The following is a 21,269-nucleotide window of genomic DNA, read 5'->3' on the forward strand; positions in this document are numbered from 1 at the left end:
TGGATTCCTTGTTCTCCATGGCTGCACGAATCAATAAGAAGCGTTCCTTCCTGTTCGTCAGCAAAGTACTTGGCAAGCATATTCCCGTAGGACCGTATACCCCGCTGCTCAGCGGAGCTGCACTCGCCTTGCTTCTGTATCTGGAGATGGGCGCGGATACCGTTGACCGGGAGATTATGGACCCGCTGATGAACCAGGCCGTTCATGGCCTGATCCATCCTGAAGTTGCGGAAGAAGCTTATCATGCGCTGCTTGCTGCGCGCCTGGTTCTGCCGCAGCCGGTTCTGTTTATAGGGTTCGCCGAAACCGCTACCGCCCTGGGCCATAGCATGTATAATGCGTTCGCTGGCGGTGCGTCTTATATTCATACCACGCGTGAGCTGATTCCTGAGCTGGAATCGGTGGTCACCTTTGAAGAGGAGCATTCCCACGCCGTAGATCATCTCTGCTATGCCTTGAATGCTGAACTGTTATCGGGGACAGAGCCGATTGTGCTGGTGGATGACGAGATTACGACCGGTAATACGGCGATTAATACGATCCGTGACATCCAGTCCAAATTTCCGCGCAGGGACTATGTAGTGGCCTCTCTCTTGGACTGGCGGAGTGAAGCTAATATCCAGGCTTACCGTGATCTGGAGCAGGAGCTGGGAATTCGTATAACCGCTTTATCCCTGCTTCAGGGAAGTATCAAGGTTGAGGGAATACCGCAGCTGCAAGCCGCAGCTGATAGCGGAGCCGCTGCTTCCACAGGCGCAGAGCTTGTAACCACTTATGCATTCGACGGCTTAGAGCGGCTTCTTGTAACCTCGGCGGATGGGCAGGGCGTTATCAATCCATCGCCATATCTGAAGCACAGCGGCCGCTTCGGTCTGGAGTCTGCGGATAATGCGCAGATTGATGTAGCTGTAAGCCATGTGGCCAGGCAGCTTCGGGGACTGCGTGAAGGTGCCCGTACGCTGGTGATGGGCGTAGGCGAGTTCATGTATCTGCCGATGCGGATCGCCGCAGAGATGGGAGAGGGCGTGTTGTACCAGTCCTCGACCCGCAGTCCGATCCATCCCGAGCGGCGTGCGGATTACGGTGTGCACAGCGCCGCTGCCTATCCGTCCGCAGGCGATACGGAGATCACGAATTTCATCTATAATGTGGACCCCGGCCAGTATGACGATATCTTCGTCCTGCTGGAGCGCGAGGTGCCCCGGCAGCGGATTGCGCCGATGACGGATATTTTACAGAGGCTGGCGGGCAATAAGGTACATCTTGTTGTGTTCAGCCCAGAACCAGTTACGGGAGGCTCAGGGCTATGAAGGGAATAGATATCGAAGCCATTCACAATAGAAGAATATCTCCTCCGGTGGCACTGGGCAGCTATCCTGCTTCCGACGTTACCTTCCTGCTCAAGGATCTAAGCAATGTATCCCTTGAGCGGGGGACGGCGGAGCGGGAGGAAGCGATCCAGTCCGGCGTGCATTATTCGGAGATGCTTCCGGTGGAATACCAGCCGACAGAGCAGTATATCGAATTGTTTCATGAGACGCTGCAGCAGACTGCGAGGAAGGTGGCGCTGGCTGTAGCTGGGGTGTCCGAGATGATTGTTGCCCGGCGGGGAACGGCGAATACCGTGCTGGTCTCTCTGGCGAGAGCGGGCACTCCGATCGGGGTACTGATCAAACGTTATATTCTTGAGAAATATGGAGCGGACCTTCCGCATTATAGCATCTCCATTATCCGCGGCAAGGGGATTGATGAGAATGCGGTGCTCTATATGCTGCAGCAGCATGGAGGGGATGCCGAGCTGCAATTCATCGATGGCTGGACCGGCAAGGGGGCCATCCGGCAGGTGCTGATAGAGGCCTGTGAGAGTATGTATAAGAAATATGGCCTTACGCTAAATGATGATCTGGCGGTACTTGCTGATCCCGGTCACTGCTCGGGTACCTACGGAACCCGGGAGGATTATCTGATTCCAAGCGCCTGCCTGAACTCCACGGTATCCGGCCTGATGAGCCGTACGGTGCTCCGTGATGATCTGATCGGGCCTGAGGAATTCCACGGGGCCAAATTCTACAAGGAATGGCTGGACAGTGACCTGTCCAACGTATTCGTTGAAGCAATTACCCCGTATTTCGCTGAAGTAGCGGCAGAGGCGCTAGCACAGGCTGCGGAGATGCTTGAGCATCCGCCGGAGATTACCTGGCAGGGGCTGGCCGATATCCGCAGTATCCAGGATACCTTCGGTATTGATAATATCAATCTGGTGAAGCCCGGAGTCGGTGAGACGACGCGTGTACTGCTGCGCAGAGTGCCCTGGAGAATCCTTGTCGACAGGCTGGACAATCCCAACCTGCGGCATATTCTGCTGCTGGCTGAGGACCGGGGCGTACCGGTTGAGGTATATCCCGGGCTGACCTACTCCTGCTGTGGAATCATCAAGCCGCTGAAAGGGGAGAGTGAATGATCTACGCCAGCGATCTGGACCGCACGCTGATCTACTCTCCTAGCGCGATAGGCGTTCCTGAGGATACCCCTGGTCTGGCTCCGGCAGAGGTTGTTGACGGCAGAACGGTATCGTATATCTCACAGCAGGCTCTGGCTACACTGAAAGAGCTGGCGGCGAAGATTGTCTTCATGCCGGTGACTACACGTACGATTGCCCAGTACCGGCGGATTAACCTGTTCCAGGAGACGGTCATTCCGGATTATGCCATCACCAGCAATGGCGGCAATATTCTTGTGAACGGGGTAGTGGACCAGGATTGGCGGACGGCTGTTGGCAGAGCGGTGGAACGCGGCTCCGCTGCAACGGAAGAAGCCGAAAGCATCGTGCGCGCTGTTGTCCGGGAAGAATGGATCATCAGCCGGCGGTATTGCGATGAGCTGTTCTATACGTTCGTGGTTCACCGGGATTTGCTGCCGCTGGAGGAGATTGCTAAGATGGCGCAGCGGCTGGGTGAGCTTGGCTGGAAAGTATCCCTGCAGGGGCGCAAGCTCTATATCGTGCCGGAGGCGGTGAACAAAAGCGATGCCATTCTCCATGTGCGCCGCACTGTGCATTCGGAGCCGATGGTTGCCTCTGGGGACTCTCTTCTGGACAAGAGCCTGCTCGCCGCCGCCGACTATGCCATAGCCCCCTGCCACGGAGAAATATTTGCCGAGCAGCAGGCGGGTTTAGTACACTTAGAGTATCCGTTTACTGAGCGGCCGGGAGTATTTGCCGCGGATGAGATTATGCAGTATGTTCACAGGATTTATACACATTTGACAGCATTGGGAGTTGGACCGCCACCATGAAAAAGGTAAATATATATTTCAACCGCTGGTTCTCTGTTGCCTATCACTACATGAATCTCATCCGGGGCAATGAAGACGGGATTCCGGTGCAAATCTTCGCCACCCACCCGGATATCCACCATATGTCGCTGCAAGGCGCCGATGTGGCCGGAACTGAGCCGGCGCTCGAAGGCATTGAATATGTGCAGTTCTGTGTTGACTTCTGCCGCCGGAACGAGATTGATATCTTCATTCCCCGGTTGCATATGCTCGATATCGCGCTGCACGCTTCGCTGTTCGATGAGATCGGGACGAAGGTGCTGGTCTGCCGTGATCTGGATCTGCTGGAGATGATCATGGACAAAGGCAAGTTCTATGAGAGCGTGAAGGCCAACGGGATTATGACGATTCCTGATTATCATGTGGTTAGTAATGCGCAGCAGTTCAGGGAAGCTTATGAAGATCTCACAGCCAAAGGACACAAGGTCTGCTTCAAGCCTACCGAGACGGAAGGCGGACTGGGATTCCGGATCATAGATAATGACCGCAGTCCCGTGGAGGAGCTGTTCGGCCATGTGACTCCGCTGATCTCCTTCGAGGAGGCTTACTGCATCCTTGATGAAGCCGGGAGTTTCCCTAACCTGATGGTGATGGAGCTGCTGGAGGGCTATGAATATAGTATTGATTGTCTGTCGGATGAGAAGGGCAATCTGCTGGCCGCTGTTCCCCGCCGGAAGGCGGGTGGCCGTCTGCGGCTTATGGAGTATATCCCGGAGCTTGCGGAGGTAGCCCGCAGGGTGGCTGAGACGTACCGGATTCCGTTCAATTTCAATGTCCAGATGAAGTACAGCGGCGGCGTCCCCAAGCTGCTGGAGATTAACCCGCGGATGTCCGGCGGTCTGCATATCTCCTGTCTGTCCGGAATCAACTTCCCATATCTGGCTGTCAAAAGCGCGCTCGGCGGCGAGGTTCTGCCTGCGGAGTTCGAGCATAACGTCCTGGCCAGCCATGTTGAGCAGCCGCTGATCATGAGAATAAACGGAGAATCCGTGATTACGGATTCCGTGAATTGAGCGTGAAGCATTCACGCTCATAAGAGGTGAGAAGGAATGCAAGCTAAATTCAAAGTACTGGCGTATGCCGGTGCCGGTTATGTCGTAGCCGTACTGACCAGCGGCTTCCTGCCTGAGCTGGTCTCGCTGCTGCTTCCGGTAATCGGAGCTGCACTTGCGGTGCCGGAGCTTAGGCGTACAAGAGTGAATCTCCCGGTGGAGGTGATTCCTGCCGGACAGGAGCCGAAGGCGATTCCGGCAGCATCCGCCGCCGCGCCGCAAGCTTCGTCTGCTGCTGCCCTGCCTGCTGCTGCGGGACAGGCCTCCCCGGCCCATTCGGGAACCGGACACAGGGAGGAAATACAGATCGGGGCAGAGTTCGCCCCGGTGGTAGAGTATCTTAGTATTCTGGAGGATATGATTATCTCCGAAGGGCAGAAGGATACGCTGGACAATGAAATTGTCGAGAAGTCGCTGGCACTGTTCGCCAGACTGCAGCGCGTCATTCCGCTGCTGCAGGAGCTGGGCAATGGCGAGATCAACCATACCGTCCGCAGGCTGGTGCTGAAGGACCTTAACGGAGTGATCAATCCGTTCCTGCGCCTGGGCGGCGAAGCCAAGACAAGAAACCGGAGAATGCTGCTGAATGGTCTGCGTGATGTCGATGCCAAAATTTCTGATATTGCGTCGACGATTGAGCACAAAGACCTGATGGAACTTCAGACCAAGGCGGAACTGATTCATCAGCGCTACAGCAGTTCCGAATTATAGGAGGAGGGCGACCATGTCCACGCAGTTAATTGAGCTTAGAAAAGAAGATGAGCAGAAGGTAGTCCAGGAGGCTTCCCAGCTAATTGAGCAGGTAGCCAAGACTGACACGGTGGCACTGGATTCCCTGATGGATGATATCGGGAAGCTTGGGGTGAAGACGCAGGAGAAGGCAGGCCAGACGCTGAAGCTGCTGGACCGCCCGGTCAATGACCTGATGAGCGGTAAGCGGGTGGAAGTACCCAATATGATTATGAAGCTGCGGGGTGAGTGCGAGACCCTTCAGCAGAGCAAGAATGTCAGCTTCTTCGGCAAAATGCTGCGCAAAAGCCCGCTTAAGAATTATGTCTACAAATATCAGTCGGTCCGCACTAACATTGATGCCATTATCACCGGTCTGCGTGACGGACGGGATACGCTGGAGGAGAGCATCGTTAACATGCGCCAGCTGAAGCGTACCTCCATGGAGGAGATCTATAACCTCCAGACCAAGATCGCCTTCGGCAATAAGCTGAAGGAGCTGTTCGAGGTTGAGATCGCTAAGCCCGAGAATGAATTCCGCAAAGCGTATCTGGAGCGGGGGCTGCGCAAGGTTATGGTGCGGATTCAGTCCATGACCGAGATGATTCTGCTCTACAATCAGGCGATTGCGGCAACGGATATCATCAATGACAATAATGACAAGCTGATTGATTCCGTAAACAACGCGATTGATAAGACTTCTAACCTGATCACCGTCTCGGCGATGATTGCCATGTCCCTGGCCGATCAGGAGAATGTCATCAATGCAGTGGAAGCCACCAACAAGACGATCGAGGACCAGTTCAAGGAGAATGCGCGGCTGCTGCGCACGACGACCGAGAAGACCACGGAGCTGCTCTCCAAGCCGTCCATGTCCCTGGAAGCCGTGAATCAGGCCATTGGCGACCTGCTCAGCGCCCTGGATACCTCGGAGCAGTCCAACCGGCGGATTATCGAGAGCTGTCAGGACTATACGTCCAAAATGACCACCATCAACACCCAGCTTAACAACCGGCTCGGGCTTAACGAAGGCTCACAGCCGCAGGCTTTGAAGCAGGCGGAGAGCGGGCTGAGCAGCTTTTTGAACTGATGATTTGAATGTGGCTGGTACAATTTTTATAGAATGATGGAGAAGCCTGCTGATAGGTATTCAGTAGGCTTTTTTACTGTTAAATTTCTAATTTACTAATATATTCCGGTGAGCTATTATGAGAAGGTTCTAGTCGTACATACAAGGAGAGAATATTGATGGTCAGGAAAGCAAACAGAATATTGGCAGGGTTCGCCGGAGCGGCGATGCTATTCGGATCGATGGGGACTGTACTGGCTCAGCCTGCAGTTTCAAAGGATTATGAAGGCCACTGGGCCCAACAAACCATTCAAAGCTGGCTGGACAGCGGCTTGCTTAAAGGGTTTGGGGATGGATCGGTTAAACCGAACCAGACCATTACCAGAGCGGAGTTCATGACACTCATCAACCGTTCTTATCATTTTACGGAACAGAGTAAGGTGAAATTCACCGATGTGCCGTCTACCAGCTGGGTGTATAGTGAGGTTGCGAAGGCTGTAGCGGCTGGATATATCCAGGGCTTCAACAATGAGATGCGCCCGAATGCCCCGATTAACCGCCAGGAAGCGGCAGTTATAGTCACTAAGCTGCTGAAGCTCAGCGCGGGTGATACAGAGGTCTTGAAGGGTTTCAGTGATGCGGGCCAGATGGCATCCTGGAGCAAGGGGAGTATTGCAGCAGCAGTCACGGCGGGAGTCCTTAAAGGATACCCGGATGGAACCTTCGGGCCCGTCAAAGCCTTGACCCGTGCAGAATCCTTGGCGCTGATTGATGCTTCAGTCTCTCGAACGGGTCAATCTGCACAGGGAGCGGCGACGCCTGCTCCAGCCGTAACACCATCGGCTACTCCAGTAGCTGCAGCTGCACCAACTGTAACTGCTGCTGTAGCTGCGGGAGGAAGTGGTGGAGGTAGTGGCAGTGGCGGCGGTGGTGGTGGTCCTCAGGTGACGCCAACCCCGGCTCCGGCGGCAACACCAGCGCCGGTTCCAACACCGACACCAAGCCCGGAACCTGTTAATGAATTACCGGTCAAGGAGCTTCCGGCCCTTGATATCAGCATTACCTCTCGTCCTGACAACACAGTGACGAATACCGTTTATCTGGAAATTGATTATAGCAGAGTGCTCGGGAGTGCGGTGAGCCTAAATGACCGTATTACTTATTATGTAACCGCGAAGCCGATCAGCTCTAGAGACCTCCATTGGAAGCTTACCAATCTCCAATACGCTTCTATTAGTACGGGCTACTCATTGGGCAAGCAGACGGGCATCTGGATTCCTGCCAGTAAGATTGGCGCAGCAGGCGATAAATATGTCTCGGTTCTGGTGCGGAATTCCTCGAATGAAGTGACTGGATTTTATACTCAACAGGTGAATTTGCAGCCTACAGTTACTGAGGCTTCTAGCAGTATAATGTTACTGCACAGTGGTGTGACTATTACCCAGGAGAAATTCAGCACCGTGTCTTCCCAAGTATATTATCGGGATACTATTGATGTGGAAGATGCTGCTCTGCAATTTGGCGGAAGAGCAGTGGGATATACAATTACCCCGAAGTACTATATGGACAGTAAACTGAATTTGGAATTGAATGATATCATTCATGCTTCGCGTAAAGTGTACAGAGACAGCTGGGTCAGTGTGATTGATGCTACAGTAACCTCTAATACAGCAGGTGCTGCTTCATCACCGGGCTATATCCCGTTTGCCTATGATACATTATATAATTTCAAAACATATAACGAAGACGAATACACCATTATTTTCCTCGATTCCGAGATGAAGGCGTTGGGATTTTACACCGGCAAAGTGATGCTTAGCACAGACCTGAAATTAGAAGCAGCCATGAAAAGAATTGACGAGCTTCCTTCGAATGTAACTTTAATGGATGAAGATGCAGTGAACAGGGCTTATAGAGCTTACTTGCCGTTTGATGATTCTTTCAATTGGGGAGAACGCAAGAATAAGCTTAAGAATGCTGTATCAACTCTGATGGACGCCAAGAAATCGGGACCACTACAGAATATGGACCTGGTTCAATCCGTGATTATTGATGGATATAATCAATTCAACGGCAAGACAATAAGCATGAATTTGATGGGTTACCCAGATGAGCTGAAGGAAAGCGTAGGCAGCTTCTCGTATTACATTACAGCCAATCCTGTTCGTGCAGAAGATTTAGCACAACCAAGCCCTTATGGGAAAATTAATATTGCTGATGTTCAGACTTCCGTTCTTGCGGTAACAGATAAGAGCGGACAGAATTATGTGACTGTGGTCTACTATAACAAAGAGGGACAAGCCATACGTTACGCCACAAAACTGGTTGATTTCACGCCTAAGCAGCCTGTATGGGATGGTACAGCGACCCAAGTTCACGACGGCATTAAGTTAGTCCGGGACTATAACAACGGTACGCGGATAGATTATGTATCTGTACAGGATTATCAGAAAATGCATCCCGAGGCGGTCTTTTTCACAGCGACCTCCAAATCAGCGTTAGCTGCAGCTAAGCAAGAATTCACTGCAGAATCCGCAGTGAAGTATTTAAATGATTACCGTAATACTAACAGTATCTATCTTTATGAGCGAATTCAGTTATCTGATGATGCGGTGCGGAACGGACAACCGGAAGACTACATTATCCTGTTCTATGATGCTAATTATAAGGCGCTTAATTATTATGTTGGCGGTTTGACTGACTGATTCTCCGCTAATCCTACTCATATTATCCCGCTCCTCCACATACGTTGTCACTAAGGCGACCTGTGGAGAAAGAGGGGATAAGCGGGATGATTCTGGGATGCTTGATCGTAGTGCTTATCGTCGTAGCCAGCAGTGAGAAAGCGGAGGCGATTGCCAGCCTGAATGATCGGGAGGATAACGGCCTGTGAAAAGGGTGCGGGCAGTGTGCGGAATCCATAAATTATTGATGCTCTGTGATTCAAGCAATTTCCAGTGGTTTATTGGGTATAATAGCCTGGAGGCTGTACAACAGTCTTCCGGCACCGCTGAAAATATAAAGTGAATACGGAGGTCAAATGGAGAACGAGGCACTGCTGCAGGTAGAGAAGCTTGCACTTAAGAAACAGAAGATCTTCCGGCAAAGCGTATGGCGTTACATTGCCAGGGCCATGCTCGCCAGCATGTTTATCGGATTCGGCGTGATCGTAGCTTTTAAGACCGGCAACTTCTTCTATATGGAACAATCGCCGATGACCTATCCGATGGCTGCAATCACGTTCGGCGCAGCCATCATCCTGATTTCCTACGGCGGGGGCGATTTGTTCACCGGGGACACTTTTTATTACACCTATGCGGCACTGAGGCGCAAGCTGGCATGGACTGAGGTTGTGCGGATGTGGGTCGTCAGCTACCTGGGCAATATTCTTGGGGCTACGTCGTTTGCGCTGCTTATTTTTCTGACCGGATTGTTCTATGATTCCTCTGTCAACGGGTTCCTGCTGAATGTGGTGGCCCATAAGATGGAAGCTCCGGCGATGCAGCTGTTCTTCCGGGCGATTCTCTGTAACTGGCTCGTCTGTCTGGCCTTTTTCGTGCCGATGTCAATGAAGAACGACGGTGCCAAAATGTTCGCCATGGTGCTGTTCGTGTTCTGCTTCTTCATCTCGGGTTACGAGCATAGTATTGCCAACATGTGTACCTTCGCGATTGCCCTCGTCCTGGACCACCCCGGTACGATCTCCTGGGGAGGCGTGGTGCATAATCTCGTCCCGGTCACATTAGGCAATCTCATCGGCGGCGGCGTGCTAATGGGCGTGATGTATTACTATGTGAACAAGCCATTTCTGGAGGATGAGTCTCACTGAACGGCAATATAATCGACAGGGCAGCGATTCTCCGGTGATAGGGGGATCGCTGTTTTGCATCTGTGGTACGGAATTAGGGAGTTTGGAGATATTATAGTGAGCTGTCAGATACGTTCCAATACAGAGGTGCGTTCTCCTTAAGAGTCCCCTCCAGATTTCCCCCTTCCTTGCGCCAATACTCTATGCCTCCGAGCATTTCTTTCACCAAGTACCCCTGTGCGGCGAGCTGTGCAGCGGCTTTGCTGGCTCCATTACAGGCAGGCCCCCAGCAATAGATCACCAGAACCTCCTCCTTGGACCACTCCGGGGAAGTGGTGTGTAGGAGGCCTCCGGGCAGAGAGAGGGCACCCGGCAGATGCGCTTCCGCATAAGAATGGGCATCACGAACATCGATAAGCCGGAAGCCGGTAATTCCTTCGCTCAGATCATAAGCAACATCGGCGACATCCGTTTCGAATGCTGCTTTTGCGGTGAAATGCCTTACTGCATCCGCCGGGTCCGCAGCCTGTGCAGCCAGTACTTGAGATTTTGCCTGTCTTTTCATACGTAATTCCTCCTTAAATAAGTTGGTTTAAGTATACAGGGAACTTATAATTGGAGTTATTTATAGTCTGTGATATCAAATATCGAAAATTTTGATAATTCAGGAGGTCTGCATATGGAATTAACTTACTTACGGACCTTTTGTGCTGTGGTTGATCACGGGAGCTATACGCGGGCGGCCGATGTGCTGGGGTACGCCCAGCCGAGTGTGACGGCACAGATTGCCAAGCTTGAGGAGATGTATGGGGCCACTTTGCTGGAACGTTCCGGCAGAGGGATGGTTCCAACCTTCGCCGGCCGTAATCTGCTCCCGTATGCCCGGCAGATGCTGGTTCTGAGCGAAGAGGCTAGAGCAGTAATTACAGGCGGTGACCAGGGTACGCTGAACATTGGTGCTATTGAGACACTGGCCGCCTACTTCCTGCCTCACCGGCTTCATCAGTACCGGATGCGTTATCCGGGCATGCAGCTGCGGGTACAGCCTGGTTCTGAAGAGGATATTATTGCCGCCGTCCTAGAGAAATCCATTCAATTTGGTCTGATTTTCGATGTTCCTTTTCATACGGGCGACCTGATCACTCTGCCGCTGCGTGAAGAAGCGCTATATGTCGTTACCCATCCGAAGCACCCCTTAGCAGCCGAGACGGCAGTTACTCCTGTGCAACTGGAGGGGGAGATGCTGGTTTTGACAGAGCATACCTGCACTTACCGGAAGCAGCTGCTCCAGGTATTCAGAGAATCCGGTGTCGCTGCCCGTGTAGGCATGGAATTCGGGAATCTGGAGGGCATTAAGCAGGCGGTGAAGCATAACTGGGGGACAGGCTTTCTGCCGCGCTATGCGGTGGAGGAGGAGCTGCGTACAGGGGTATTGACGGGCATTCCTTTGGCGGGGCAAAAGGAGCGTTTCTACATTCAGTTAATCTACCGCAAGGAGCTGCAGCTCTCCCCAGCCTTCAAGGATTTCATTGCCCTGATGCAGTAGTAATATAATTAGCTCGCGTGAGGGTGCGTGGGGCGGATGAAGTTCATAGTAAGCAAAATCAGGGACACTAATGTCCCTGATTTCGCTTAATGCCGCAGAATAGATTGTTACATCATCCACCTGTTAGGGTGAGTATGTGCTGTAGCGGCAATCGGCTGCTTACCATTTGGAGCCTCCGGAGCTTCGGCCGGATTTGCCGCCGCCAAATGAAGAGCCGCCGGAGGAACGTCCGCCGCCACCGCCGCCGCCCCAAGAAGAGCCTCCCGAGGAGCGTCCTCCACCGCCAAATCCTCCGCCCGGCGGGCCGGAATTGCGTCTGCGGGCTTGCTCCCGGCGCTGCTGCTCCTGCAGCATGGCCATTCTGGCTGCGCGTTCGGCCTCTTCCTTCTGGCGGACCAGCCGGTTGGCTTCTTCTACGAAGGACGCGATCTGCGAAGCATAGGAGCGTCCTGTCTCCTCCAATTGATCCAGATCGTAAGGGCTCGAGGCCAGACGCTGCTCCAACTCGGTATACTCCGGCAGCAAGGATAGCTGGAAGCGGTTCTGCGAGGCAATTCCTCTGCTGTGCAGCAGATTGTAGGCAGCATCCACCCGGCTCTGCCCTTCCGTGAACAGCCTTCTTAGGCTGTCCAGGCGCTCCTCCAGAGAGTCTAGACTGCTGCTAATGCTATTCATGCTGTTTGCAGTCTCATCCTGCAAGGCAAGCAGCCGGTCCAGCCCGCTGCGGGCATTGTCATACTCTCCGCGTGCATCGCTGGTCCAGGTCTCGAGCTGCGGTACTTCCGCCGCGCCCTGCTGCAGTGCGCCGCCGGCCTCTTCCAGCAGCTTCTCCAGAGCGTCCAGGTGCTGCCGGGCGAACCGGTTCTTCGCCCCGGCAAGCCGGCTCTGTAATTCGTTCCGCCGCTGGCTTAGTGTTGCCCATGTGCTGCGTACAGTCTCCAGATCCCTCAGGTTGTTCAGCCGGATCATAGCCTGGCGTTCTGTCATAGCCACAGCTTCAGTCAGAAGGGCATCCATGTCAGCGCCAATCCGGCGCACTTCGTCCATATCGCCGCTGTGCAGCGGCGCTTCCATGGAACTGGCGGCAGCGGAAGCCTGCTCCAGGCTGTCGTAAGGCTTAACCTTCATATTGTGCAGGGAGTTCTGGTCGATCAGCCCGGTAATCCGGCTGCGGGCAGCCGCAAGGACACCGGGGAAGGCCTTCAGCTTGTCGTCAAAGGTCCCCACATCCTGCACATCCTGCTCAATCTGCTGTTGCCGCTTCTTGGCTTGTGCAGTAATCTCCTGGGCGGCAATCGGGTCGAACAGCTCCAGCTGATCTGCCTTGGCCGTCTCTTCGGCCAGCTCCTGAAGATCTTGGGCAATCTCCTCCAGCGTATAGCCCGTCTCCCGGACCGCTTGCTGCCGCTGTTCCTCAAGCTCCGGGGCCGCCTGCTTCAACTCGGTGATCTGCTGTTTGACGTTCCGGTCGGCATCGCTTATGACCGCGACCTTTTTCTCCTCTTCCTCCAGGGAGGCGCGGAATTCCCCCTCTGTCTGCTGAAGCTGCTCTGCTGCCGTCTTAAGTGCGGACAGGCGGTAGAACGGTGGCAACGGTGCCTGCCCGGCGGTCTGCAATGCAGAGATTTCAACCAGCCGGGAGGTCAGACGCTTCGAGATCCCTTCGACCATCTCACCGGTCTTGCCCTGCACAATCCCCTGGAAAGGCTGAAGGGATTCCAGGGCGTGGTTCGCCCGTACCAGCAGGTCGGCGAGCTGTTCACGCTGTGCGGATAGTCCCTTGCGGCGGCGCAGTCCGGTAATTAGCACATACAGCAGCAGTATCAGCAGGGCGGCCAAGACAAGGCCGCCTGCGACTGGCAGGAGAGGGAATCCGCTACCGCTGCTGTTAGCGCCTGAGGCAGCTCCTGCTGTCCCTGAGGCAGCACCGCCTGATGCACCGCTGCCGGTATTGCCGCTCTGTCCGCTGCTGCCAATGGCTTGCATCTGCTGGATAACAGAACGTATGCCTTCAGGAATATCTCCGTTTCTGGCATAAGGATTGAAATATTTCTCCAGCACCTTGTTAATTGCTGCGTTACCCGCAGCTCCGCCCTGTTGTCTGGACCAGGCATCGAGTGCATCCTGCAGCCCGGGGTTAATGAAGGTGATCTCGGTCAGATGATCTTCGTAAGCAATCAGGAGCAGGATGTCCCGGGACTTCAGCCCCCAGGTATCATATACATCCGCAGCATAACTGGAAATGTCGCTCCCGGCCAGCGAATCAACGGTTAAGACATGGAAGGTGTACCGGTCTGTAGTGGCAATCTGGGTGAGACTCTCTGCTTCTTGGGCAGACAGCAGCCGGGCTTCATCCGTAATTACTCCCTGCTGTGCGGGAACATTCGCAGCATAGACCCCCGGAATCCACAGCAGCGATAATATCAAGACCAAGGCGAGGGTGAGGTTTTTTCTCAAGCTGACACACTCCGATCTATAGGCTATTGTTCATTGTAGTATGCTGATCATTATACTATATCATTAAACATTCTAAGCTCCGCAGATGCAGGTGCTGCTGAATTGAGGGAGATTGCGTCCACCCGTGTGCTCACGTTGATCCTTATTCCAATCAAAAGCTCCAAATCAAAAGGCGGTCCCAGCAGCCATTTAATGGCCTTTGGAACCGCCTCTTGTGTAAGAAGTAAGCGATATTCATCTATTTCTGTATGAAATGGACTATCGGGTCTGCAGGCACAGGATATACTGCAACCGGGACTTGATTTCTTTCTGCCATTTCATATCTCCGACTTTCACAGCAAGATTGAGCAGGTCCAGGTAATCGTCAACCTGCAGGGCGGTCCGGGTAGTGGCTGCGTTCATGGGTGTTCAGTCTCCTTTTAGCTCAAATATAGAAAATAATGAATGTTATACATCCAATAATGATAATCATTATCAACCATTAATGTTATTATCCACATTCTAACCACAAAAAGCAATACAAATCTAAAGTTTTTGATTAAATCTAAGATTGTACGCTCAAGAGTTAAAGATACGAAATCACAAGGATATGCACAATTTATCGGAAATGAGATAAAAGGAGCAGGAACCCTACCATATTTTGTCGAATAAGCTTGTATACATAGTTAGGCCGATCTTACTTGGGATAAAGGAGAATTGCGATGAAGCGGTGTAAATTGTTGCTTCTAATTAGCATTGTGCTCATGCTTGCACACCCCGCTGCCGCTTATGCCGATAGACAGGAAATTAAGTACCAGGCAGAACTGGAGTATCCGCCTTATAAGTACATACAGAATGGTTATCTGACGGGCTTCGATATTGATCTGACAAGTATGATCTTTGAGAAGAACGAATATCTTGTCCACTACAGCACCGGGAATTGGGAGCAGACGTACCGGCGGCTGACTGAGGGCGGGATTGATACTACCGGGCTGATGGCTGTCAGCGAGGAGAGGAAGCAGGACATTCTTTTCTCAAAACCCGTGCTAAAAAGCTATATTTCCGTCTATTCGCGGCAAGGACTCCAGAGTGAGGTGACGCTGGGCACACTCCGTAAGTACAAGATCGGTGTTGGTAAAGGACAATATGCAGAGTCTGTCCTGCAGAATGAGGCGGGTATCCCGCCATCAGAATACATAGAATATGCAACCGTACCGGAAGCGCTAGACGCTCTGCGTCAGGGTGAGATCGACCTGCTGTTCGAGAATCAGGGGGTTGTCGATTATCTGATTGTGGAACAGGGCTTAACCGGTAATATTATCCGCAAACTGAGCAATTTGTATCCGCAGGATGTGGCCTACGGCATCAGCAAGTCCAAGCCGGAGCTGCTGTCCTACGTCAATGCTAGGCTAGAGCGTCTGATAAGCTCCGGTGCCTTCGAAGAGCTCTACCAGCAGTATTTCTTCGTGCATTCCGACCATTATAATGAAAAGATGCGTAACCGGATTTTTACCGTGTTCTCCATTGGAACCATTCTGCTGGTGTTCGGTGCCGTCCTGCTCCGGATGTATATCCGGCGGCTGCGCCGTACGATTCACTCTGAACAGGAATTCTTCAAGGATGTGATCGAGAATACCGGGGTGATTGTGTGGGCTGTTCACGGGGACAAACGGAGCGTGCGCTTCAATAAATATGCCGAGCTGATGACCGGGCTGAAGGAGAAGGAGGTGCTTGGTGTAAGCATAGATGAGCTGACCGGCCTGGAAGCTGGAGCAGCTGTGCTTAGGGATCTCCTTGCCAAAGCGGCAGCTCAGGATTATGTGACCAATGTCGAGCTGAGACTGCCCGACCATTCTCCGGGTGCGCATTATTTCTCCGTCCGCACGGCTCTCATTAAGGGGATGGACGAACAGGCGGAGAATATCTTCGTGCTGGTCGGCATCGATATTGATGAACGCAAGCAGAATGAGCTTAAGCTGCAGCTTAGCTATGAGGAGCTGGAATCCACTTATGAGGAGCTGGCGGCCACAGAGGTGGAGCTGCAGGATCAGTTCAATAAGCTGGGGGTCAGCGAGCGGCGGTTCCGCCTGGCCTCGGAAGGCTCGGGTGCTTACATGTGGGAGCTGGACTGGGACAGCGGCTTCTACAAGCTCTCGGACCGGTGGTACGAGGTGATGGGATATACCGAGGTGGAGATCAACTCCTTTGAGGGAGGCGTCCTCAGCATTATTCACCCGGATGACCAGGAATCCGCGCGCAAGGCCAGACAGGAGCATCTTACCGGACTGACCCCGATCTATGAAACCGAATACCGGATGAGAACGGGACAAGGCGAGTACATCTGGTTCGAGGTGCGGGGTAAGGCGATTGTTGATCCGAAGGATCAGATCGTCCTGTTCCTCGGCTCCCTGATCGACATCAGTAAGCGCAAGCAGGCTGAATTCAAGCTGAATAACAGCTATCAGGAGCTGGAGGCGACCTATGAGCAGCTTACAGCGACCCAGCAGGAGATTGTAGGGCAATATGATATGCTGCTGGAGAATCAGAAGAATATGCACCGCCTGGCGTATATGGATTCGCTCAGCAATCTTCCGAACCGGCTCAGTCTGCTGGAGACGATGGAGAGTTATTTCCGCCGGACGGGCGGCAGTGCGGCGCTGCTTTTTGTAGATATGGATAATTTCAAATACATCAATGACACGCTTGGACACAAGTCCGGCGATATTCTGATCCGCAAGGCCAGTGAGCGTCTCCAGTCTGTTGTGCGCAGGGCGGATATGCTGTCGCGGCTGGGCGGAGATGAATTTGTGATTTTCCTCAAGGATGTTGAGAGCCGGGTGGATGTGCTTAATCTGGCTGAGGATATTATGCGTGCGTTCCGCAAGTCTTTTCTTATCGGTGAGAGCAATCTGTATGTATCCTCCAGTATCGGGATCTCCTTCTACCCGGAAGACGGCGAGACGACGGAAGAGATTCTGAAGAACGCCGATGTAGCGATGTACCGGGCTAAGGAAGAGGGGAAAAGCACCTACGTCGTATACGATAAATCGATGCATACCCCCTTCAATGACAGGATGAATATTGAGAAGCACCTGCGCAGTGCAATGAATAATAACGAATTCGAGCTGCATTATCAGCCGCAGGTACAGATGGAGACCGGTCTGATCTCAGGCTTCGAGGCTCTGATCCGCTGGAACAGTCCGGTCCTCGGCTTCGTCTCCCCGCTCACCTTCATCAAGATCGCCGAGGATTCCCGGCTGATTATCTATATCGGCGAATGGGTGCTGCGGGAAGCCTGCAAGTTCATGAACAGCATCCAACAGCGGACCGGCATTCCTTACAAAATATCGGTGAATATCTCCATTATTCAGCTCCTGCAGGATGATTTCGTAGAGATTGTGCTGGACGGTCTGGCGGAGAGCGGCCTTGCGGCATCCAGTCTGGAGCTGGAGATCACAGAGTCCATCTTCATGGAGTCGTTCGGGAGTACGGTCAGCAAGCTGGAGTTCCTCAAGTCCCGGGGGATACGGATTGCCCTGGATGATTTCGGGACGGGGTATTCTTCCCTTAGCTATCTGCAGCAGCTGCCGATCTCTACCCTTAAGATGGATAAAATCTTCATCGATTCCCTGGCCGATAAGGCCTTTAGCGAATCTTTTGTGCAGACGATTATTATTCTGGGCCATAAGATGGGCCTGGATGTAGTAGCCGAGGGCGTGGAGGATGCCAGCCAATGGGCTTTCCTCCAGGAGGCACACTGCGATAAGGTGCAGGGATACCTGATCAGCCGGCCGGTGCCGCAGCGCCAGGTGATGGAGTTGCTCGTTCCGCAGCGAAGGTATGGAGCGGGGGAACTGGAATAGAGCAGAGAATGGACTTAGATGACAAGCGGGTCCCCGGCATACGTTGCTATGCATGGTGGACCCGCTTTTTTGAAATATAGAATTTATATGTGACCTTACTACAGGGTGATAATTTTGTTCTTGCCGGACTTCTTGGCCTCGTACAGGGCGTCGTCTGCCTGCTGAAAGATAGAGCTTTTGGAATCCCCGCCGTTATATTCATGCATTCCGATGCTCACGGTAACCGATTTGTTGTCCATTTCGCTGATTGGGAGGCTCGCAATCCCCATGAGGATCTTCTCCATGATCCGTTTCGAATCCTCCAATGTCTTGGCTGTCAGAATAATTACGAATTCCTCCCCGCCGTACCGGGCTGCGAAATCATCGGAGTCGATATGCTGGAGCATAACAGCGGCGACCTGCCGGAGAACGATGTCTCCGACCCAGTGTCCGTACTCGTCATTGACCTTTTTGAAATTGTCGATATCAATAACAGCCAGCTGCATCGGAAAAGGATTGCTCTCTTGATGGTCAATCAGCCAGCCCAGGTACTCATGAAAGGTCTTATGGTTGTACAGGTCGGTCAGCGGGTCGATCTTGGACAGCCTGTCCATAATGATGTTCTGGATGCGCAGCTCCTGCTCTGACTTCACCGAATTCTCGAGCGACCGCATAAGATCCTTGCCCCGGGCTATAACACCGAAGCCGGCCAGGGAGGTTCCGGCTAAGATGAGGGTGATAATGATGTTCTGGATGCGTAGCGTGTAATCGGTAATAGAGGTGTTCAGAAATAGCATGATGATGTAGATCAGGCAGATCACAGAGGAAGCCCTCAGATAATTCTCCCTCAGATAGATCATGGATACCAGCAGGGGAAGCAGCATAATCAGTGGCTTCACATGATATTCGGAACTAAGATTCAGAATGAACACGATGCCGCACAGATGGCTTCCAAGAATAATTGAGAATTCGGATAACAACGGCTTGTATTTATGAACAGACTCCAGAATCAGTAGCAGGGCGAACAGAATAGCATCTGGAATCCATATATGCCTAATGAGATATGGATTGTCGGACAACTCGGGCCGATGGCCCCACATGGATAAGTAAACATATAGCTGGCTTGCCAGATAAACAATAAACGCCATCCAAAAGGTATTGAGGAGGACGCGGTTCCAATACATTTGGCGAGGAGTAGGCGGCGGGATCTGCATAAGATGTTCCTCTTTTCCAGTGGCAATGTACTTATATATTCGACAATGTTCACGTTTCTCCTTCTAGGTCTTATGTATGGGAATAGGTCTGTAATAACGTTCGTGTTTGTAAGGAGTTTCTGAGGTTATCAGTATGTGTGATTCCGTGTATTGCTATAAACACGAACTATTAATGCTATTCGTCATTGACACATTCGGATTTATTCGGTAAAATTCCAATTGGCCCGTAATAACGGGTAAAGATGTTCGTATATCCTCAATGATAAGGTTTGAGGGTTTCTACAGGGGACCGTAAATTCCTGGCTACGAATAGGGTGCATTTTGCATACCTATGAAGAGGCCGGGATTTTTGTGTGCTGTTGGGTGCTGCTTGGATAAGTGGACGAATATACCGCAGAGACGCTTCGCAGCCCCTGTCAACTGCAGGCCGAAGCCGTTTCACCTGGGAGGAACAGAGAAGATATGAGTAAATATGATGTAATTGTTGTTGGAGCCGGTCCGGCTGGAATATTCGCCTGTTATGAATTAACGCTGAAGGCCCCTGAGCTGAAGGTGCTGCTGGTGGACAAGGGCCATGATATCTACCGCCGCAACTGCCCGATCCTGGAGGAGAAAATCAAGCTCTGTCCACCCGCCTCCGGCCGCAAGGAATTCGCCGGTTGTCTGCCGGCCTGCTCCATTACTGCGGGCTTCGGCGGTGCTGGGGCATACAGTGACGGCAAATTTAACATTACAACCGAGTTCGGCGGCTGGATGACGGATTATCTGCCTCCTTCCAAGGTGATGGAGCTGATTGAATATGTAGATGGAATCAACCTGGAGCACGGGGCAACCCCGGTCATTACCGATCCGACCACGGAGAGCATTCGCGGTATTGAGCAGCGGGGATATGCCGCCGGGTTGAAGCTGTTGCGGGCGCAGGTCCGCCACCTCGGAACCGAGCAGAACCTGGAGATTCTGAAATCGATCTATGAATATCTGCGGACACGCATTGATATGTTATACAAGACAGAAGTAGAAGATATCGTTACCGTCAAAGAGAACGGAACGCACCGCATTACAGGCATTACACTGAAGAACGGGGAGAGTCATGAAGCGGGTCTGGTGATGATTGCTCCGGGACGGGACGGCTCGGCCTGGCTGACAGAGGTACTGAAGAAGCGCAGGCTCAAAATGTACAATAACCAGGTCGATGTCGGGGTGCGTGTAGAGACCTCGGATGTGGTGATGAGGGAGATCAATGAGCATCTGTACGAGGGCAAATTCATCTTCAATACCTCCGTGGGTACACGCGTCCGCACCTTCTGCAGCAATCCCTCGGGGCATGTGGTGGTGGAGAATCACAGCGGGGCGATGGCTGCGAACGGGCACTCCTACAAGGACCCTGCGCTGGGCTCGAAGAATACCAACTTTGCGCTGCTGGTCTCCCATACCTTCACTGAGCCGTTCGACAAGCCGAACGAATATGCCCGGGAGATCTGCAAGCGGGCGAATGATCTGTCCGGCGGCGGGGTCATTGTACAGAAATACGGGGATATCCTGCGGGGCCGCCGTTCTACGGAGACCCGGATCAAGGAAGGGTTCCTGGAGCCGACGCTGAAGGAAGCGGTGCCCGGCGATCTGGGTCTGGTGCTGCCTTACATCACAATGAAGAGCCTGATTGAAATGGTGGAAGCCTTGGAAAAGGTAACCCCCGGCATCGCCTCTGAACATACGCTGTTCTATGGCGTAGAAGCGAAATTCTATTCCGCCCGTCCGAAGCTGACGGATGAGTTCGAGACCGAAATCTCCGGCCTCTACTGCGGCGGCGACGGGGCAGGCATTACCCGCGGACTGGCCCAAGCCGGAGCGGCTGGCGTCTGGATTGCCCGCGGCATGATGGCGAAGAATGCCCAAGAGGTTAGCGTACAACCCGCAGGAGTATAACTCTGGGCGGGAAGACGCCGGAAGGACAGCCGTACCCGCAGAAGCTGGGGACGGCTGTTTTTTATTGTTTTTTTAGAAAACTATGGCTTTCTTCTATTGTGGATAAGATGTGTATAGATTTGGGGATAAGTATTCTTTGAATGATTCGTAGAATGACTTTAATGCTGAATGTATGCTTAAAACCCAATGGAAATTGGCTGGTAGAGCGGCAAACCCCTAACAGAAAAAATATAAGTCCAATCTATAGAGTAGTGGTTTCCCTAATTTAACTCTGCTGATATAATGTTAGAATACATAACATGATAGAGTGGAGT

The 21,269-nt window shown here is 52.6% G+C and carries 15 protein-coding genes and 1 riboswitch; of the genes, 11 read left to right on the forward strand and 4 right to left on the reverse strand.

What is annotated here, in order from left to right; all coding sequences use genetic code 11:
- Positions 1–17: 17 nt before the first annotated feature.
- From C162_RS16520 to C162_RS16555, 8 genes are all read left to right on the forward strand, one after another.
- Positions 18–1,310 carry a phosphoribosyltransferase family protein gene (locus tag C162_RS16520; protein WP_036695640.1) on the forward strand — a complete coding sequence of 431 codons (1,293 nt, stop codon included), beginning with the start codon at positions 18–20 and terminating at the stop codon, positions 1,308–1,310.
- Positions 1,307–2,461: a cysteine protease StiP family protein gene (locus tag C162_RS16525; RefSeq protein ID WP_036695603.1), complete on the forward strand. Its 1,155-nt coding sequence runs from the start codon at positions 1,307–1,309 to the stop codon at positions 2,459–2,461. The genes C162_RS16520 and C162_RS16525 overlap by 4 nt, the downstream gene beginning before the upstream one ends.
- Positions 2,458–3,294: an HAD family hydrolase gene (locus C162_RS16530; protein WP_036695604.1), complete on the forward strand. Its 837-nt coding sequence runs from the start codon at positions 2,458–2,460 to the stop codon at positions 3,292–3,294. Before C162_RS16525 ends, C162_RS16530 begins: the two co-directional genes overlap by 4 nt.
- Positions 3,291–4,346, forward strand: a complete 1,056-nt coding sequence (locus C162_RS16535) for an ATP-grasp domain-containing protein (RefSeq protein WP_036695605.1) — start codon at positions 3,291–3,293, stop codon at positions 4,344–4,346. Before C162_RS16530 ends, C162_RS16535 begins: the two co-directional genes overlap by 4 nt.
- Before the next feature lie 36 nt (positions 4,347–4,382).
- Positions 4,383–5,096 (forward strand): hypothetical protein, encoded by a 714-nt coding sequence (locus C162_RS16540; protein WP_036695606.1) that lies wholly within the window; start codon positions 4,383–4,385, stop codon positions 5,094–5,096.
- Between the two features lie 13 nt (positions 5,097–5,109).
- Positions 5,110–6,204: a toxic anion resistance protein gene (locus tag C162_RS16545; protein WP_036695607.1), complete on the forward strand. Its 1,095-nt coding sequence runs from the start codon at positions 5,110–5,112 to the stop codon at positions 6,202–6,204.
- 158 nt (positions 6,205–6,362) lie between these two features.
- Positions 6,363–8,888, forward strand: coding sequence for an S-layer homology domain-containing protein (locus C162_RS34410; protein ID WP_051493583.1), 2,526 nt, complete (start codon positions 6,363–6,365; stop codon positions 8,886–8,888).
- Positions 8,889–9,223: 335 nt separating this feature from the next.
- On the forward strand, positions 9,224–10,012 hold the full coding sequence (locus C162_RS16555; RefSeq protein ID WP_036695608.1) for a formate/nitrite transporter family protein: 789 nt from the start codon (positions 9,224–9,226) through the stop codon (positions 10,010–10,012).
- A gap of 91 nt (positions 10,013–10,103) precedes the next feature.
- Here C162_RS16555 and C162_RS16560 read toward each other — a convergent pair whose 3' ends face one another.
- Positions 10,104–10,556: a rhodanese-like domain-containing protein gene (locus tag C162_RS16560; protein ID WP_036695609.1), complete on the reverse strand. Its 453-nt coding sequence runs from the start codon at positions 10,554–10,556 to the stop codon at positions 10,104–10,106.
- A 114-nt stretch (positions 10,557–10,670) separates the two neighbouring features.
- On the opposite strand from C162_RS16560, the gene C162_RS16565 reads away from it, so the two are divergent.
- Positions 10,671–11,537: a LysR family transcriptional regulator gene (locus C162_RS16565; RefSeq protein ID WP_036695610.1), complete on the forward strand. Its 867-nt coding sequence runs from the start codon at positions 10,671–10,673 to the stop codon at positions 11,535–11,537.
- A 159-nt stretch (positions 11,538–11,696) separates the two neighbouring features.
- Here the strand turns inward: C162_RS16565 and C162_RS16570 are convergent, their stop codons facing one another.
- Positions 11,697–13,994, reverse strand: coding sequence for a TPM domain-containing protein (locus C162_RS16570; protein ID WP_084648946.1), 2,298 nt, complete (start codon positions 13,992–13,994; stop codon positions 11,697–11,699).
- Between the two features lie 258 nt (positions 13,995–14,252).
- Positions 14,253–14,396 carry a hypothetical protein gene (locus tag C162_RS36640; protein ID WP_171720322.1) on the reverse strand — a complete coding sequence of 48 codons (144 nt, stop codon included), beginning with the start codon at positions 14,394–14,396 and terminating at the stop codon, positions 14,253–14,255.
- Between the two features lie 299 nt (positions 14,397–14,695).
- Between C162_RS36640 and C162_RS34415 the strand changes: the two genes are divergently transcribed.
- Positions 14,696–17,836: an EAL domain-containing protein gene (locus C162_RS34415; RefSeq protein WP_051493585.1), complete on the forward strand. Its 3,141-nt coding sequence runs from the start codon at positions 14,696–14,698 to the stop codon at positions 17,834–17,836.
- Positions 17,837–17,934: 98 nt separating this feature from the next.
- Here the strand turns inward: C162_RS34415 and C162_RS16580 are convergent, their stop codons facing one another.
- A complete protein-coding gene (locus tag C162_RS16580) occupies positions 17,935–18,894 on the reverse strand; it encodes a GGDEF domain-containing protein (RefSeq protein ID WP_162174468.1) in 960 nt (319 codons plus the stop codon).
- 361 nt (positions 18,895–19,255) lie between these two features.
- A riboswitch (purine riboswitch) is annotated at positions 19,256–19,355 on the forward strand.
- Positions 19,356–19,491: 136 nt separating this feature from the next.
- Here C162_RS16580 and C162_RS16585 point away from each other — a divergent pair.
- Positions 19,492–20,955, forward strand: a complete 1,464-nt coding sequence (locus C162_RS16585) for an NAD(P)/FAD-dependent oxidoreductase (protein WP_036695613.1) — start codon at positions 19,492–19,494, stop codon at positions 20,953–20,955.
- Positions 20,956–21,269: the final 314 nt, after the last annotated feature.

Source organism: Paenibacillus sp. FSL R7-269 (assembly GCF_000517865.1).
In the GTDB taxonomy this organism is placed as follows: Bacteria; Bacillota; Bacilli; order Paenibacillales; family Paenibacillaceae; genus Paenibacillus_AQ.